The 17,129-nt window shown below is 73.9% G+C and carries 11 protein-coding genes, 1 tRNA gene and 1 pseudogene; 8 read left to right on the top strand and 5 right to left on the bottom strand.

Features of this window, described 5'->3' with window-relative positions; translation table 11 throughout:
* Positions 1-62: 62 nt before the first annotated feature.
* A complete protein-coding gene (locus tag BM385_RS20480) occupies positions 63-1,385 on the bottom strand; it encodes a DUF6716 putative glycosyltransferase (protein WP_093843942.1) in 1,323 nt (440 codons plus the stop codon).
* Between the two features lie 4 nt (positions 1,386-1,389).
* Positions 1,390-2,598, bottom strand: a complete 1,209-nt coding sequence (locus BM385_RS20485; RefSeq protein WP_093843943.1) for an acyltransferase family protein — start codon at positions 2,596-2,598, stop codon at positions 1,390-1,392.
* A gap of 275 nt (positions 2,599-2,873) precedes the next feature.
* On the opposite strand from BM385_RS20485, the gene BM385_RS20490 reads away from it, so the two are divergent.
* The 4 genes and pseudogenes from BM385_RS20490 (at position 2,874) to BM385_RS20505 (ending at position 7,804) form a co-directional block, all read left to right on the top strand.
* A complete protein-coding gene (locus tag BM385_RS20490) occupies positions 2,874-3,524 on the top strand; it encodes an antibiotic biosynthesis monooxygenase (RefSeq protein WP_093843944.1) in 651 nt (216 codons plus the stop codon).
* 221 nt (positions 3,525-3,745) lie between these two features.
* Positions 3,746-6,379, top strand: a pseudogene (locus BM385_RS20495) (ABC transporter permease).
* A 68-nt stretch (positions 6,380-6,447) separates the two neighbouring features.
* The gene (locus BM385_RS20500; protein WP_093843945.1) at positions 6,448-7,068 is read left to right on the top strand and encodes a TetR/AcrR family transcriptional regulator C-terminal domain-containing protein; all 621 of its coding nucleotides are present in this window, start codon (positions 6,448-6,450) and stop codon (positions 7,066-7,068) included.
* Between the two features lie 97 nt (positions 7,069-7,165).
* The gene (locus BM385_RS20505) at positions 7,166-7,804 is read left to right on the top strand and encodes a Uma2 family endonuclease (protein ID WP_051131197.1); all 639 of its coding nucleotides are present in this window, start codon (positions 7,166-7,168) and stop codon (positions 7,802-7,804) included.
* On the opposite strand, the gene BM385_RS20510 is transcribed toward BM385_RS20505, so the two are convergent.
* The gene (locus BM385_RS20510; RefSeq protein ID WP_093843946.1) at positions 7,752-8,255 is read right to left on the bottom strand and encodes a hypothetical protein; all 504 of its coding nucleotides are present in this window, start codon (positions 8,253-8,255) and stop codon (positions 7,752-7,754) included. The genes BM385_RS20505 and BM385_RS20510 overlap by 53 nt on opposite strands.
* A gap of 228 nt (positions 8,256-8,483) precedes the next feature.
* On the opposite strand from BM385_RS20510, the gene mfd reads away from it, so the two are divergent.
* Positions 8,484-12,035, top strand: a complete 3,552-nt coding sequence (gene mfd / locus BM385_RS20515; RefSeq protein ID WP_093843947.1) for a transcription-repair coupling factor — start codon at positions 8,484-8,486, stop codon at positions 12,033-12,035.
* Between the two features lie 214 nt (positions 12,036-12,249).
* On the opposite strand, the gene BM385_RS20520 is transcribed toward mfd, so the two are convergent.
* A complete protein-coding gene (locus BM385_RS20520) occupies positions 12,250-12,912 on the bottom strand; it encodes a DUF4352 domain-containing protein (RefSeq protein WP_093843948.1) in 663 nt (220 codons plus the stop codon).
* Between the two features lie 177 nt (positions 12,913-13,089).
* Between BM385_RS20520 and BM385_RS20525 the strand changes: the two genes are divergently transcribed.
* The 3 genes from BM385_RS20525 (at position 13,090) to BM385_RS20535 (ending at position 16,958) form a co-directional block, all read left to right on the top strand.
* Positions 13,090-14,976 (top strand): N-6 DNA methylase, encoded by a 1,887-nt coding sequence (locus tag BM385_RS20525; protein ID WP_254791679.1) that lies wholly within the window; start codon positions 13,090-13,092, stop codon positions 14,974-14,976.
* 78 nt (positions 14,977-15,054) lie between these two features.
* Positions 15,055-15,696, top strand: a complete 642-nt coding sequence (locus BM385_RS20530) for a hypothetical protein (protein ID WP_093843950.1) — start codon at positions 15,055-15,057, stop codon at positions 15,694-15,696.
* Positions 15,693-16,958: a serine/threonine-protein kinase gene (locus BM385_RS20535; protein ID WP_093843951.1), complete on the top strand. Its 1,266-nt coding sequence runs from the start codon at positions 15,693-15,695 to the stop codon at positions 16,956-16,958. Before BM385_RS20530 ends, BM385_RS20535 begins: the two co-directional genes overlap by 4 nt.
* 98 nt (positions 16,959-17,056) lie before the next feature.
* Here the strand turns inward: BM385_RS20535 and BM385_RS20540 are convergent.
* Positions 17,057-17,129 (bottom strand) — tRNA-Gln (locus tag BM385_RS20540).

Raw genomic sequence — 17,129 nt, forward strand, 5'->3', positions numbered from 1 at the left:
TCTTAAGCAGGCTGCACCACGGTGACTACCCTGTGCAGCCCGCCTTTCCACCCGCGCCCGGTTCAGCCCTTGGCGAGCCGCCGGATCACCGGGGCGACGCGTTTGCGGCCGACCTGGTAGAGGCCGCCGGCGCCGCGCCGGATGAGGCGGCGGACGGCGGTGTCGGGCCGTTCGGAGCTGGGCGGCAGCGCCCGGCCGTCCAGGGCGAGGCCGCGCCGGGCCAGCAGCGTCTCCAGGTAGTCGGAGGCGCTCTGCGGCGTGTAGTAGGGGCGGGTGGCCTTGAGGGTGCCGGGCGCGGCGGCGCGCAGGGCGGCGATCCGGGCGCGGGCGTCGGCGTACGGGTCGGGGTGGCCGACGCCGCGGCTGGCGGCCCAGTCGGGGTCGACGCCGGGGACGAGGCCCTTGTCGAGTTCGGCCCAGGAGGCGAGCAGCCCGGAGTGGATGAAGTAGTGGTTGCCGTGCGCCTCGCGGACCCCGTAGTCGGTGAGGATCGCGGTGGGGATGCCGCGGTGGATGGATTCCATGGCGGCGGTGGAGGAGACGGTGACCAGCAGGTCGGTGCGGTCCAGGACCTCGCCCATGTCGCCGTAGACGAGGGTGAGGTTGGCCGGCGGGTCGGGCAGCTCGTCGTACAGCGACTGGTACGAGTGGCGTTCGGTGTGGGTGACGGCCTCGCCGGGGCGGTTGCGGAGCTTGATGAGGACTTCGCGGTCCGGGTGCAGGCGGGCGTGCCGGGCCAGTTTCTCCAGCATGCCGAGCCGGGCGGCGCGGGTGCCGGGCACCGAGGGCTGGACGGCGAAGGTGACGGTGAACGGGCGGGCGGCGCCGGGTGCGGTGCGGCCGAAGGCGCCGTGGACGGCGGGCGGGTCGTAGGGGGCGCCGCCGAGGAACGGCAGTCCGGCCTCCACGATGTCGGCCGGGTCGGCGCCGATGCTGCGGTAGACGGCGCGGAAGCGTTCGGCGTCGTGGGCGCAGTTGGCGAGTATCAGGTCGGAGCCGACGCGCAGCAGCAGCCCGTCGACGAGGTTCTCGTACACGACGCCGACGTAGCCGGTGACGAGCAGCGGGCGGTGCGGGCGGCCCTCCCAGGCGATGCCGAGCGCGTGGATGAGGGAGAGGACGGTGCCGCCGGTGGTGCCGAGCACCACCAGGTCGGCGGCGTGCACGGCGGGGTCCTCCAGCAGCTGGACGCAGTCGACGACGGCCGTGGTGTCGGGGACGATGCCGACCTCGGCGATCTGCCGCTGGGTGGGCATGGTGGCGACGGCCAGGAAGCGGGCGTCGATCGCGTGGTCGGGGGCGATCCGCCGGGCGACGGAGGCCGCCCATTTCCAGCGGCTGTCGGAGTCGGCGAGAACGACGACGCGGGGGGTTCCGCTTCCCATCCGTTTACGTTTCCCTTCGATGGGACGCGAGGTCCTCGGTCATGCTGGGCGTCACCCCGTTGTACACCGGTGGGACGACGGCCAGTTGGCGCCCGGGTGAACCGGAGGTGTCCGGCGTGTCGGCGGGCGCGGGGTCCTCGGCTCGTACCGGGCGGGTGGCGCGCGGCGCGGTCTCGGGGCGGAAGAGCCAGCCGATCCGGGGCTGGACGAGGGGCCGGGACAGCCACCGTACCGGCGGGGTGGCGAGCAGCGAGGCGAGCGCGATCGCGAACAGCAGCAGGGCGGCCTGCTCGGGCCAGGGGCCGACCCAGTCGACGCCGTACCGCTCCAGCAGCGGGCGCAGCACGAGCGGGTGCAGCAGGTAGATGGTGAGGCCGCCGGCGCCGAGGTAGGTGATGACGGGCAGCCGGCGGCGCGGGACGAGCCGGATGAAGGCGAGCGCGATGACGGCGCCGGCGGCGAGGACGGCGGCGCGGGTGGTCCAGGCGAACGGGGCGTCGAAGAGGTGGCCCTGGCCGTAGGGGCCCTTCATGTAGAGCCAGCCGAGCTTGATGTCGTGGCGGGCGGACCAGGAGACGGTGAAGGTGACGGCGAGGACGCCGAGCGCGGCGTACCGGCTCCAGGGCGCGCGCATCGCGTCGCGGAACAGGCCCTGCCGCAGCCGCCAGCCCAGCAGGAAGAAGGGGAGGAAGGTGAGGGTGCGGGAGAAGGAGAAGGCGCTGCCGATGTCGGCGATGTAGCCGGCCAGCAGGGCGACGACGACGGAGGTGGCCAGCGGGTACCGGAGCTGGGCGAGGTAGGGCAGGCCGGCGCGCCAGAAGAGCAGGGAGAGCAGGAACCACAGGCCCCAGGCGGGTTCGACGGTGTAGTACGTCCATTCGCCGTCGTCGTAATGGTGCCGCTGGAGGGTGTGCAGCAGGCCGATGGCGAGGTAGGGCAGCAGGATCGACTCGATGAGGCGGCGGCCCTCGCGCGGGGTGAGGGCGCCGGCGCTGGAGAAGTAGCCGGCGACCATGACGAAGACGGGGACGCGCATGGCCCAGCTGGCGATGTAGAGCCAGCGCAGTCCGTCGCGGTCGGCGATGGAGTCCATGGCGTGCCCGAAGACGACGAGGACGCCGGAGAAGTAGCGGATGTTGTCCCAGTGCGGGTCGCGGCTGGCGCGGCGGGCCTTGCTGGTGCGGGGCCACAGCCGGGGGAGGGGCAGGCGCATGGGCGACCTCGGGAACGGTGGTGCGGGAACGGGCCGGTGGAGGCTAGCGGGGCCGGTGCGTCGTCGGATGCACGGCGGGCAACGCGCGGGTGAACGCGGTGTACCGGTCGGGGGTACGCCCCGGTGGTGCGGGTGATGGTGGTGCGCCGGCCGATCCCGTCGAGGGCTTTGACGGTGGCGGGGCGGTAACGCGGGCCCCGGGCTCCGGGCTCCGGCTTGACCTCAACCGCACTTGACGTTTCACGCTGGGCACACGACGACAACAGGAGGTTCGTGTGACAACGCCTCAGCTGCCGGATCTGGCCCGGCCCGACGCCGGAACCACGCTGATCAGCGAGTGGATGGTGGACACGCCGGACCGGCAGGACCGGGCGGGCCGTGCGCTGCTGGGGGAGTGGAGCGAGCTGTCGGCCAGGTTTCGCCCCGAGGCTTTCCTGCGGCTCAGCTGCTTCGCCGGCGTGGACGGGCGGGTGCTGCTCTGTGTCGCGCAGTGGACCAGCGACGACGCCCACCTCGCCTTCGTCCGCGAACACCGGGCTGAGATGGTCGGCCGCATCGACCGCGAGATCCCGGGGATCCGCCGTCCCGGGCTGGTCCGCTACCGGTTGGCGCACACCGTCGTGCCGGACGACGCGTGCGACGACACGACCGACGTGATCGTCGCACGCGCAGAGAGTGAGCCCGCGTCCGACGCCGCGCGCTGGGCCGAGGCCACCGCCGACCGGCTACGGACGACTCCGCCCCCCGGGATGGGCGTCGCGCACGTTTTCGTCAGCGCAGACCGTGCGCGTGGCCTGCTCTACGCGCCGGTGACCGAGGCGAACGATGTCGCTGGTGCGCGGCTCTACCGGCTGCTCGGTACCGTCGCAGGGCCAAGCGCCGGTGTGGACGGCGCGGGACCGTCGGGTGCGGAGTCCGTGTTCTGAACGGCACAGCCGTTCCAGGGGGAGTTCACCATCTCCGACCTGGACGACGGGCCGGCCGGGCTCGGCCGGCCCCTAGGTGGGGTGACCGGAGGGCTCGTCCCGGGGGAGGAGGACGGGGCAGGGGCGGCTTTCTAGTCTGAGAGGCGCACATCGGACGTTCGGACCATCGGACGTTCGGATCAGCGGGCCATCGGACCGGAAGCATGGGGAGGGGGCGGGGCATGGCGGTGCTCAGGGCCTCGGTGCGCAATCTGTGGGCCCACAAGGGCCGGATGGCGCTGTCCGGGATGGCGGTGCTGCTGTCGGTGGCGTTCGTGTGCGGAACGCTGGTGTTCACGGCGACGATGACCACGACGTTCGACAAGCTGTTCGCCCGAACGGCCTCCGATGTGATGGTCGGCCCGGCCGAGCGGTCGCGCGGCGGGAGCTTCGATCTGCCGTCCGCCGTCGGCAAGCCCGACACCGTACCGGCCGCGCTGGCCGGCGAGGTGGCGGCCGTACCGGGCGTGGAGCGGGTCACCGGGTCCGTGTCCTCGCCGCTGGTGGTCGTCGTGGACGCGGCGAACGAGAACATCGGGCCGACCACCGGCGCGCCCACCCTCGCGAGCGCCTGGTCCGCGGTGGAACCGCGCTCCATGGAGGTGCGGGAGGGCACGCCGCCGAGCGGGCCGGGCGAGATCATGGTGGACGCCGACACGGCGGGCCGGAAGAACCTGGCGGTGGGCGACCGGCTGCGGCTGCTGACGGCGTTCGGCGACTTCCCGGTACGGATCAGCGGCATAGCCGCCTACACCGTCACCAACCCGGGCGCGACCCGCCTGTACCTCGACGGGCCGGCCGCGCGGGAGTTCCTGCTGGGCGGGGAGGAGGCGTTCACCGAGCTGTACGTCGACGGCGACGGCTCGCTCACCGACGAGGCGCTGCGCGACGCGATCGCGGCGGCGGTCGGCGGTGACGGCACATACCAGCTGCGGACCGCCCAGGAGTACGCGGACGACAGCCGGGACGCCATCGGCGAGGTGATGTCGGTGGTCCGGTACGTGCTGCTGGGGTTCGCCGGGATCGCGCTGCTGGTCGGGGTGTTCCTCATCGTCAACACCTTCTCGATGCTGGTCGCCCAGCGCACCCGGGAGATCGGGCTGCTGCGCGCGATCGGCTCCGGGCGCGGGCAGATCAACCGCTCGGTGCTGATCGAGGCGCTGCTGCTGGGGCTGATCGGCTCGGTGCTCGGCTTCGGCGCGGGCATCGGGCTGGCGGTCGGGCTGATGGTGGCGCTGCGCGCGTTCGGCCTGAACCTCAGCACGGACGATCTGACCATCGGCTGGTCGGTGCCGGTGACCGGGGTGGTGCTGGGCACCGCCGTGACGCTGCTCGCCGCGTATGTCCCGGCGCGGCGGGCCGGGCGGATCACGCCGATGGCCGCGCTGCGGGACGCCGGGACGCCGGGCGACGTGCGGGCCGGACGGGTGCGGGCGGCGCTGGGCGCCGGGTGCGCGGTGGCCGGGCTCGGGCTGCTGGCCGGCACCGCGGTGGTGGAGTCGGCCGCGGACGGGGTGTTGTTCCTGGCGGCGGGCATCGTGCTGAGCCTGCTGGGTCTGATCCTGGCGGCCCCGGCGCTGGTGGGGCTCGTGGTGCGGGTGCTGGGCGTGCTGCTGCTGCGCGTTTTCGGGCCGGTGGGGCGGCTGGCCATGGGGGCACCTCCCGGCCGAAGGCTGGGGGAGGAACGCGCTGCGCAATCCGCGCCGTACCGGGGCCACCGCCGCCGCGCTGATGATCGGACTGGCGCTGGTGTCGGGTCTCTCCGTGGTGGGGTCCTCGATGGTGGCCTCGGCGACGGACGAGATCGACGCGTCGGTGGGCGCGGACTTCATGCTCAGCCCGAGCAACTTCGGTCCGGTGCTGCCGGATGTGAGCGCGGCGGTGGAGGAGGTACGGGCGGACGGCGACGCGGTGGCGTCGGTGACCGAGTACCGGGTGCTGTCCGCCACGGCCACCACCCCGGACGGCACGGTGGTGGACCGGCAGCTGGCCGCCGCGCAGCCCTCGATGCTGGAGGATCTGCGGGTGAGCACGGTGGCCGGCGATCTCGCACAGGTGTACGAGGAACCTGGCGGCGGGCTGGCCCTGGACGAGGACGAGGCGGCGACGCTCGGGCTGGGCGTGGGCGACGAGGTGCGCGTGGACTTCGCCGGGGACTCGGGCCCCGCCGCGCTGACGGTGCGGGCGATCACCGAGAAGTCCGCGCTGGAGGGCGGGGTGTGGACCGTCTCGCTGGACACCGCGCGCGCCCACCTGGGCCCGGAGGCGCTGCCGCTGCCCAGCCTGCTGTTCGTCACGGCGCGGGAGGGGCGGGCCGAGGAGGCGCGGGTGGCGCTGGAGGCGGCGCTGGAGCCGTACCCGCAGATGGAGCTGCGCGACCAGTACGAGCTGAAGGAGCAGATCCGCGAGCAGATCGGCCAGTTGCTGAACATGGTCTACGGGCTGCTGGCGCTGGCGATCGTGGTGGCGGTGCTGGGTGTGGTGAACACCCTGGCGCTGGCCGTGGTGGAGCGCACCCGCGAGATCGGGCTGCTGCGCGCCATCGGGCTCTCCCGGCGGCAGCTGCGGCGGATGATCCGGCTGGAATCGGTGGTGATCGCGCTGTTCGGGGCGCTGCTGGGCGTCGGCCTCGGGCTGGCGTGGGGGCGGCGAGCCACCGGCTGATGGCGCTGGAGGGGATGCGGGTGCTGGAGATCCCGTGGCCGGTGATCACGGTCGTGTTCGCGGGCGCGGCGCTGGTCGGTCTGGTGGCGGCGGTGGCCCCGGCGTTCCGGGCGGGGCGGATGAACATCCTCACGGCGATCGGGACGGAGTGATGCGACCGGTGCCGACCGACCCAGGGGCGGTACGGGGCGGGTGAGCGTGCGGTGTACGCTTTTCGGCCGTGCCCCGTCCCCGCTCCCTGACCCCGCAGCACCTCGCGACCGCCGCGCTCACCGTCATCGACCGCGACGGCCTCGCCGGGCTGTCCATGCGGGCGGTGGCCACCGAACTGGGCATCGCCACCATGTCGCTCTACCGCTACGTCCCGGACCGCGAGGCCCTGGAACGGCAGGTCGTCGACCTGGTCCTGGCCGGCGTCGACACCGCGCCGCCGGCCGGCCAGCCGTGGCAGCGGCAGCTGGCCGGGCTGCTGGAACGGGTACGGACGGCGGTCGCCGCCCACCCCGGGACCGTACCGCTGACGGTCACCCACCGGCACACCTCCGAGGCGGTCCGGCAGTGGTCCGAGACGGTGCTGGGCGTTCTGGCGGCGGCCGGATTCACCCCCCGCCGGCGCGCGCTGGCGCTGCGCGCCCTGCTCGCCTACCTGACCGGCGCGCTCCAGAACGAACACCTCGCCCCGCTCGCCGGTGAGGGGACCACGGCGCTGGCGGAGCTGCCGCCCGACGCGTACCCGCTGCTGTCCGGCACCGCGAGCGAGGCCGCCCGGGTCCCGGCGGCGGAGGAGTTCCGGGCCGGCCTCGACCTCCTCCTGTCGGGCCTGAGCGCCGCGCCCCGTTGACGTGTCCCGCGTAGCAGAATCGATTCTGACGGGGGTGGGTGGATTTCATGATGGACGGAGAGGCGACATGGCCGATAAGCCCCGCAGGAGGAACGACATGACTGTTGCCCCCGAGCGAACGGAATTGCCCGTGGCGGTGCGGGCCAAGACCCTCATGGATCTGGCTGAGCTGACCAACACGGTGCTGCCCGGCCATCGCTCGGAAATCCTGGAAGGGCAGCTCATCGTGACTCCAGCCGCCAGCGGTGTGCACGCACGTTCGCTTTCCCGTCTCATGCAGGCGCTTGACCCGTTGATGGGTGGAGAGACCGATGTGGTCCAAGCAGTAGGCCTGTGGCTCACCACCGGCAGGGAAGATCATGCGATCCCGGATCTGGCTGTGGTGGACGAGGACTTCGAAGACCATGAACTCGCCTACAACTGCTATCCGCCTTCCGTGTTCCGCATGGTCGTGGAGATCACTTCCTCCAATTGGCGCGATGACCTGGAGCGCAAGCCCACCGCCTACGCCGCTGCGGGCGTACCGGTCTACGTGATCGTGGACCGCAGGCATGAGAACGTCATCGTCCTCACGGACCCCGTGGATGATGAATACCGCACACGGTCCGAGCACAGGGCCGGAGAATCTTTCGTCTTCCCCGAGTCCATCGGAGCCAAGATCGAAATCGAGGTTGATCTCCTGCTCAACCCTGCCCGTGCAGCAACCAACGGACGCGGATTCCGTCATCTGGGGTGACGTACGCCGCCACCGTCACCTCGGGCAGCGAGCGGGTCAGTGTCGGGGCGTTGTCGGGTGGGGACCACCCCAATGTGTGGTCCGCCGAGCTGCCCGGCGTGGCGGGCGGGTGGCCTAGGGCCTCCGCCCTCACGCCGTGCTCCTCGCGCAGCCAGTCCTCGAAGTCCGCGCCGCCCACCGTGAACACCGCCGCCCAGGCGCCCGCGCGGCGCGCGCACCGGGTGTCCGCCGCCTCGCGGGGCGGCTCGAAGCCGGCCGCCGCGTACGCCTCCTCGCAGGAGGCCTCCCGCCAGCCGCCCGCCGCGTGGTTCACGGTGCGGTCCAGGTACCACTGTCCGGCGAAGGCGCTCAGGGTGATGGCCAGCGCCACGGCCACCAGCGAACGGAAGGCGGGCGGCCGGCCCGGTCTGCGGCGGCGGGAGCGCGCGTACGTGCCCGGCTGCCTGTGCACACGACCACCCCGAAGCTCCGAACCGCCAACGACCCACCAGGTTCGTTCCCCGTCCCCGGCACCCTCTACCGCCGCTCACCCGCCGTATCCATCCGCTTGCACGATGCACCCATTTGGGTGGAGGTGTGGGGGCGTAGGCTGGGGGAAACCCGGTGCGGCGCCCGTACCGGGCTGTTGTGCGTGCCCCCGTGCCCCACGCCCCGCGACCGTCACCGGATGGATGCCCCCATGAGCCTGCACGGCCTGCTCGATGCCGTCACCGAAGACCCCGCCCTCGCCGAGGCGGTCGCCGCCGCGCGCGGCGGCGACCGGCGGCAGGTCGATCTCGTCGGGCCGCCCGCGGCCCGGGCGCTGTCCGTGGCCGCCCTGGCGCGCGGCGCCGGGCGCACCGTGCTGGCGGTGACGGCCACCGGCCGGGAGGCCGAGGACCTGGCCGCCGCGCTGCGCTCGCTGCTGCCGCCGGACGGCGTGGTCGAGTACCCCTCCTGGGAGACGCTGCCGCACGAGCGGCTGTCGCCGCGCGCCGACACCGTCGGCCGCCGGCTGGCCGTCCTGCGGCGCCTCGCCCACCCCCGTACCGACGACCCCGGCGCGGGCCCGGTCTCCGTGGTGGTCGCGCCGATCCGCTCGGTGCTCCAGCCGCAGGTCGCCGGGCTCGGCGACCTGGAGCCGGTGAGCCTGCGCGGCGGGCAGAGCGTGGAGCTGGGGCGGCTCACCGAGGCGCTGGCCGCCGCCGCGTACCAGCGGGTGGAGCTGGTGGAGAAGCGCGGCGAGTTCGCGGTGCGCGGCGGCATCGTGGACGTCTTCCCGCCCACCGAGGAGCACCCGCTGCGGGTGGAGCTGTGGGGGGACGAGGTCGAGGAGATCCGGTACTTCAAGGTCGCCGACCAGCGGTCCCTGGAGATCGCCGAGCACGGCCTGTGGGCGCCGCCCTGCCGGGAACTGCTGCTGACCGACGCGGTGCGCGAGCGGGCCGCCGCGCTGGCCGAGGAGCACCCGGAGCTGGGCGAGCTGCTGGGCAGGATCGCCGAGGGCATCGCGGTGGAGGGCATGGAGTCGCTCGCCCCGGTGCTGGTCGACGACATGGAACTGCTGCTGGACGTGCTGCCCGCCGGGTCGATGACGGTGGTGTGCGATCCGGAGCGGGTCCGCTCCCGGGCCGCCGACCTGGTGGCCACCAGCCAGGAGTTCCTGATGGCCTCCTGGGCGGCGAGCGCGGGCGGCGGCGAGGCGCCCATCGACGTCGGCGCGGCCTCGCTGCGCGGGATCGCGGAGGTGCGCGAGCACGCGGCGGAGCTGGGCATGCCGTGGTGGACGGTCAGCCCGTTCAGCGCGGACGCCTCGGCCGAGGCGGAGGAGGACACCGTACGGCTGGGGCTGCGCGCCGCCGAGTCCTACCGGGGCGACACGGCGCGGGCGCTGGCCGACACCAAGGGCTGGCTGGCCGACGGCTGGCGCGTGGTCTACCTCACCGAGGGCCAGGGCCCGGCCTCCCGTACCGCCGAGGTGCTGACCGGCGAGGGCATCGCGGCCCGGCTGGCGCACCGGGGTCTGGAGGCCGGCGCGATCACCCCGGCCGTCGTCCATGTGGCGTGCGGCGCGCTCGAACACGGCTTCACCGATCCGGCGCTGCGGCTCGCGGTGCTCACCGAGACCGACCTGACCGGCCAGAAGGCGGCGGGCCGGGACGGCACCCGGATGCCGGCCAGGCGGCGCAAGACGCTGGACCCGCTGACCCTGGAGGCGGGCGACTACATCGTGCACGAGCAGCACGGGGTGGGCCGCTACATCGAGATGGTGCAGCGCACCGTCCAGGGCGCCACCCGTGAGTACCTGCTGGTGGAGTACGCGCCGGCCAAGCGCGGCCAGCCCGGCGACCGGCTGTTCGTGCCGACCGACCAGCTGGAGCAGGTCACCAAGTACGTGGGCGGCGAGGCGCCGACCCTGCACCGGCTGGGCGGCGCGGACTGGACCAAGACCAAGGCGCGGGCGAAGAAGGCGGTCAAGGAGATCGCCGCCGATCTGATCAAGCTGTACTCGGCGCGGATGGCGGCCCCCGGGCACGCGTTCGGCCCGGACACCCCGTGGCAGCGGGAGCTGGAGGACGCCTTCCCGTACGCCGAGACCCCCGATCAGCTGACCACGATCGGCGAGGTCAAGGACGACATGGAGAAGTCGGTCCCGATGGACCGGCTGATCTGCGGCGACGTCGGCTACGGCAAGACCGAGATCGCGGTGCGCGCGGCGTTCAAGGCGGTGCAGGAGGGCAAGCAGGTGGCGGTGCTGGTGCCGACCACGCTGCTGGTGCAGCAGCACTTCGGCACGTTCTCGGAGCGGTACGCGCAGTTCCCGGTGGCGGTGCGGGCGCTGTCCCGCTTCCAGTCGGAGACCGACTCCAAGGCGGTGCTGGAGGGGCTGCGGGACGGCTCGGTGGACGTGGTGATCGGCACCCACCGGCTGTTCTCCTCGGAGGTGAAGTTCAAGGACCTCGGCCTGGTGATCGTGGACGAGGAGCAGCGGTTCGGCGTCGAGCACAAGGAGCAGCTGAAGAAGCTGCGGGCGAACGTGGACGTGCTGACGATGTCGGCGACGCCGATCCCGCGCACCCTGGAGATGGCGGTGACCGGCATCCGGGAGATGTCGACGATCACCACGCCGCCGGAGGAGCGGCACCCGGTGCTGACGTTCGTCGGCCCGTACGAGGAGAAGCAGATCGGGGCGGCGCTGCGGCGTGAGCTGCTGCGCGAGGGCCAGGTCTTCTACATCCACAACCGGGTGGACTCCATCGACCGGGCGGCGGCGCGGCTGCGGGCGATCGTGCCGGAGGCGCGGATCGCGACGGCGCACGGGCAGATGAGCGAGTCGGCGCTGGAACAGGTGGTGGTGGACTTCTGGGAGAAGAAGTTCGACGTGCTGGTGTCCACGACGATCGTGGAGTCCGGGATCGACATCTCCAACGCCAACACCCTGATCGTCGAGCGCGGCGACACCTTCGGTCTGTCCCAGCTGCACCAGCTGCGCGGCCGGGTGGGCCGGGGCCGGGAGCGCGGCTACGCGTACTTCCTGTACCCGCCGGAGCGTCCGCTGACGGAGACCGCGCACGAGCGGCTGGCCACCATCGCGCAGCACACCGAGATGGGCGCGGGCATGTACGTGGCGATGAAGGACCTGGAGATCCGGGGCGCGGGCAATCTGCTGGGCGGGGAGCAGTCCGGGCACATCGCGGGCGTGGGCTTCGACCTGTATGTGCGGATGGTCGGCGAGGCGGTGGCGGACTACCGGGCGACGCTGGAGGCCGGCGGCGGCGAGCCGGAGGAGTCGCTGCTTGAGGTGAAGATCGAGCTGCCGGTGGACGCCCATGTGCCGCACGACTACGCGCCGGGGGAGCGGCTGCGGCTCCAGGCGTACCGGTCGATCGCGGCGGCGAACACCGAGGAGGACATCGCGGCGGTGCGCGAGGAGCTGACGGACCGCTACGGGCCGCTGCCGGAGCCGGTGGAGAACCTGCTGCTGGTGGCGGGGCTGCGGATGCTGGCGCGCTCGTGCGGGGTGGGGGACATCACGCTCCAGGGGAACAAGATCCGCTTCTCGCCGGTGGAGCTGCGGGAGTCGCAGGAGCTGCGGCTGAACCGGGTGTACCCGGGTTCGGTGGTGAAGCGGGCGGCCGGGCAGGTGCTGGTGCCGCGTCCGACGACCGGGAAGATCGGCGGGAAGCCGCTGACCGGGCGGGAGCTGCTGGCGTGGACGGGTGAGTTCCTGACCACGATCCCGGGGTCCTGAGAGCGGGGCCCCGAGACCGGGTTCCTGCGTTCCGGCCGGGGGCCCGCCGCTGCGGAGAGCGGCGGGCCCCCGGTCCGTACGGCTCCGGTCCGGGCGGGCGCGGCCCGGTGCGCGGGGCCGGCGCGGGGAGGACGGGGTGCCGTGAGCGGTACGGCACCCCGGCTCGGGGGGTGGTGTGCGGTGCGCGCTGTGCGGTGCGGAGCGCCGTGCCGCCTCAGATGTCGAACTTCCATACGGCCGCCTCGGTCATGAGGTCGCCGATCTCGACGGTGAAGGACGTGCTGCCCGGCGGGACCTCGAAGGCGTACTCGGCGGTGACGGTGACCCCGGGGTCCACGTTCTCCTGGAAGCCCATGCCGATGTCGCCGTCGTAGACGCGGGCGGCCTCGATGCCGTTCTCGTCGTAGCCGGTGGGCAGGATCAGCACGGTGCTGATCCGCTCGTCGCCGTTGTTGGTGAGCGCGAAGTCCACCTTGTAGGTGTCGTAGTCCTCGTTCTCCAGCAGCGCCCACTCGCCCGGGGTGTACGGGGAGACGGCCTCGACGCTGATCTCCAGGCCGCTGTCCTCCCACACGGCGACGTCGTCCAGCGTGAAGTAGTCGGAGCCGGAGTCCGCGCCGCCGTCGTCGGCGCCCTGCCCGCCGTCCGCGTCGTCCCCGTCGTCCGCCGTGTCCGCGCTGTCGTCGGCGGCGCCGTTGTCCTCGGTGCCCGCGCTCTTGTCGCTCTTGGCCGGCTCCTCGTCCCCGCACGCGGTGAGCGCGCCGAGGGCGAGGGTGACGGCGGCGAGGCCGGCGACGGCCCGGAGCCGCTGCCGCCGGACGGGCGTACGGGGCGACTGCGGTGCGGTCCGGTGCTCAGCGTGGACGGTGGCGGTCATGCGGGATCCCCTCCCAGGGTGTTGTCGCGGCCCTCCGTGAACCGATGGCGTAATCACAGCACAGCCTGTGAACCGAGTCAACACGGGAACGAATGGTCCGGTACTGGCGTTCTGTGTATCGAGCGGGCAGCCTGGGGTAGGTAAGGTCCGTTGCACGAACAGGGGAGAGGGATGGGAGTGAGACAGGTGCCGGGCCACCACACCGACGTCACCGAGGTCACCGCGGCCGGGATCGCCCGGCTCGCCGGCGTCGGCCGGGCCGCCGTCAGCAACTGGCGGCGCCGCTACGCGCACTTCCCCCGCCCCGTCGGCGGCACCGACACCAGCCCCACCTTCTCCCTCCCCGAGGTCGAGCAGTGGCTGCGCGACCAGGGCAAACTCGCCGAAGTACCGCTGCGCGAACGGCTGTGGCAGCTGATCGAAGCCGACCCCAGGGGCCACAGCGCCGCGCTCACCGCCCTCGGCGAGCAGTACCTCGCCCACGGCGACCGGCCCCCGCCGGACAGCGGCGGCCACGGCGACCCCCTCGCCCGCACCGCCGCCGCCCTCGCCGCCGAGACCGGCCCCGCCGACGCGTACGCCTTCGCCCTCGCCCGCTACACCGACGGCGCCGCCGCCCGCCTCACCCCCACCCCGCCCGAGACCGCCGCCCTCATGGCCGCCCTCGCCGGCCCGGCCGGCACCGTCCTCGACCCCGCCTGCGGCGCCGGCAGCCTGCTCGCCGCCGCCCAGCGGCAGCCGGGCGGACCCCCCACCGAGCTGTACGGCCAGGACACCGACCCCGTCCTCGCCCGGCTCGGCGCGCTGCGGCTGGCCCTGCACGGCACCGCAACCGTCCAGGTCCGCGACGGCGACAGCCTGCTCGCCGACGCCTTCCCCCACCTCGCCGCCGACGCCGTGCTGTGCCACCCCCCGTTCAACGAACGCCACTGGGGCCACGCCGAACTCACCTACGACACCCGCTGGGAGTACGGGCTGCCCGCCCGCGCCGAATCCGAACTCGCCTGGGTCCAGCACGCCCTCGCCCGGCTCCGCCCCGGCGGCACCGCCGTCGTCCTGATGCCGCCCGCCGCCGCCTCCCGCCGCACCGGCCGCCGGGTCCGCGCCGCCCTGCTGCGCCGCGCCGCCCTGCGCGCCGTCATCGCCCTGCCGGCCGGCGCCGCCCCGCCGCACAGCCTCCCGCTCCATCTGTGGGTGCTGCGCAAACCGGACGGCACCACCGCCCACGACCCCCGGCTGCTCGTCGTGGACAGCGCCACCGCGCTCCGCCCGGCGAGCGGCACCGGCCGCGCCGGGCTCGACTGGGCGGCCCTGCACCGCACCGTCCTCGACGCCTGGCAGGACTTCCGCCGCGACGGCGACATCGCCGCCGTCCCCGGCGTCCGCCGCGCCCTGCCCGTCATCGACCTGCTCGACGACGAGGTGGACCTGGCCCCCGCCCGCCACCTCCCGCCGCCCGCCGAAGCCGACGGCGCCGCCGCCCTCACCGCCGTCCGCACCCAGCTGCGCGGCACCCTGCACCGCACCGCCCAGCTCGCCGCCGCCGTCCACCCCGACAGCGAGGAGAGCGCACCCGGCGCCCACTGGTCCACCGTCACCATCGGCGAACTCGTCCGCACCGGCGCCCTCGAACTCCACACCCACTCCGCCGCCGGCGACCCCCCGCCCCCCACCCGGCCCGGCGACGTCCTGGTCCCGCTGCTCCTGGACGGCACCGCCACCCAGGTCGTCGCCGACGACGCGGGCGGCGAGGCCCCCGACCGCCGGATGTCCCTGCTGCGCCCGGACACCGCCGCGCTCGACCCCTGGTTCCTGGCCGGATTCCTGCGCGGCACCGCCAACACCCGGCAGGCGAGCAGCTACGCCTCCAGCGCCACCCGCGTCGACGTACGCCGGCTGAAGGTGCCCCGGCTGCCGCTGGAGACGCAGCGCCGCTACGGCCGCCGCTTCCGGGAACTGGCCGCCTTCGAGGAGGCCCTGCGGCACACCGCCGACCTCGGCCGCCGGCTCGCCCAGGGCACCGTGGACGGACTGACCGAAGGCGCCCTGCCACCCGGCGACTGACCCGCTCCCGGCCGGCCCCGCCCCGGATATCATCCTCACTCGCGGGGGTCGAGCGAACGGGTGAAACGGGGAGCGCAGATGTACGGGTACGGTCCGCCCACGCCCGCCGGTCCGCCGCCGGGCCCGGCCGCCGTGGAGCGCCGTGGCCCCGGCGCCCGCGCGCTCATCGTGCGGTGGCTGTTCGCCACCTTCCCCGTGTGGTCGCTCGGCCTGCTCTCCTGGGTGCCGATGCTCCGGTTCGCGCTCCAGCGCAAACGCGGCCTGGACTGGGCGGTCTTCGCGCTGTACGTCCTGCTCACCGCCGGTCTGCTGCTCTGGCTCGACCTGCTCCCCGCCGAGGGGACCGAGAACGGCGGCACCGGCGGCGCGGGCGGCGGGGACGGCGAGGAGGTGGCCGAGGTCTCCGCGCTGCTCGGATTCTTCTGGCTGTCGCTGATCGTCGCCGCCACCATCCACGCGGTACGCGGCGACCGCTTCGAGCGCCCCCGCCCGGCCGCCGCCCTGCCGCCCACCCGGTACGCCCCCGCCCCGTACCCCGCGCCCACCGGCTACACCCCGCCGTCCGGCTACCCGCCGCCGTCGCCCGCCGCCTCGCCCGGCCCGTACCCCGCGCCCGCCGCGCCGCCCCCGGGCGCCTCGCCCCGGATGCGGCAGGTCGCCGACGAACTCGACGAGCTGGGCGCGTACCTCAGGAAAGAGGAAGAAGGCGGTAGCCGGTGACCCCCCGGCGGCTGGCCGGCCGGTACGAACTGACCGAACCGCTCGGCAAGGGCGGCATGGGCGAGGTCTGGGCCGGCCAGGACACCGCGCTCGGCGGGCGCCGGGTCGCCGTCAAGCTGCTGCACACAGACCGGCTCGCCTCGCTCTCCGGCACCACCGACCCCGAGGAACTGCGCCGCCGCTTCCTGCGCGAGGCCCGCGCCACCGCCCGGATCGACCACCCCGGCCTGGTCGGCGTGCACGACGCGGGCAGCGAGGGCGGCGAGCTGTACCTGGTCATGCAGCTCATCGACGGCTGTGACCTCGCCGACCACCTCGCCGAGCACGACCCCTACCCCTGGCAGTGGGCGGTGGCCACCCTCGCCCAGCTGTGCTCCGCGCTGGCCGCCGTGCACGCCGTCGAGATCGTGCACCGCGACCTCAAACCCGGCAATGTGATGATCCGCATGGACGGCCGGGTCACCGTCCTCGACCTCGGCATCGCCGCCGTACGCGGCGAGCAGGAGGAGACCCGCCTCACCCGCACCGGCGCCCTGCTCGGCACCCCCGTCTACATGGCCCCCGAACAGGCCGTCGGCGGACCGCCGGTCGGCCCGGCCGCCGACCTGTACGCGTTCGGCGCCATCGGCTACGAGCTGCTGACCGGAACGCCGCCCTTCCGCGCGCCCAACGCCGCCGGACTGCTCTACAAGAAGCTGCACGAGGAACCGCCGCCGCTCCAGCACCTGCGCCCCGACATCCCGCCCGCGCTCGCCGCGCTCGTCCACCGGCTGCTCGCCAAGGACCCCTTCGGCCGCCCGGCCGACACCCACGAGGTGTTCGCGGCGCTCGCCCCGCTGCTGCCGGGCCCCGGCCCCACCGGCGCCCCGCCGGCCGTCCCCATGGACCCCACCCGCCCCTTCGCGCACCCGATGGCGCCCTGGCCCGCCACCCGGCCACGCGCCCGCGAGCAGGACCTGTCGGCGGTGGTGGAGGAGGTACGGCGGCTGCTGGCCCAGCACCGGTACGCGGAGGCCGCCGAACTGCTCAGCCACACCCTGCCCCGGGCCGCCGCCCGCTACGGCCGGCACTCGCCGGTGGTGCGCACGCTGCGCAAGCAGTACGCCGCCACGCTGATGGACACCGGCCAGTACGCCCGTGCCCTGCCGGAGATCCAGTGGCTGCTCCAGGACTTCGGCACCGAGCGCGGCCCGTACGACCCGACCGTCGTCCAGCTGCGGGCGGACGAGGCGGAGTGCCTGCGCCGGCTCGGCCACCACTGACCGTACGGCGGACACGGACACGGGCGCGGGGCGCGGAGAAGAAGGGGAGGGGCGGCGATGCGTGGGGCCCGGCCGCCGGCCGGACCCCCGCGGTTGCGCTCCGCCGGCTGGACTCGAACCAGCACTACAAGGATTCAAAGTCCTGCGGGCTACCGATTACCCCACGGCGGA

The organism is Streptomyces harbinensis, assembly GCF_900116145.1.
Lineage (GTDB): Bacteria > Actinomycetota > Actinomycetes > Streptomycetales > Streptomycetaceae > Streptomyces > Streptomyces carpaticus.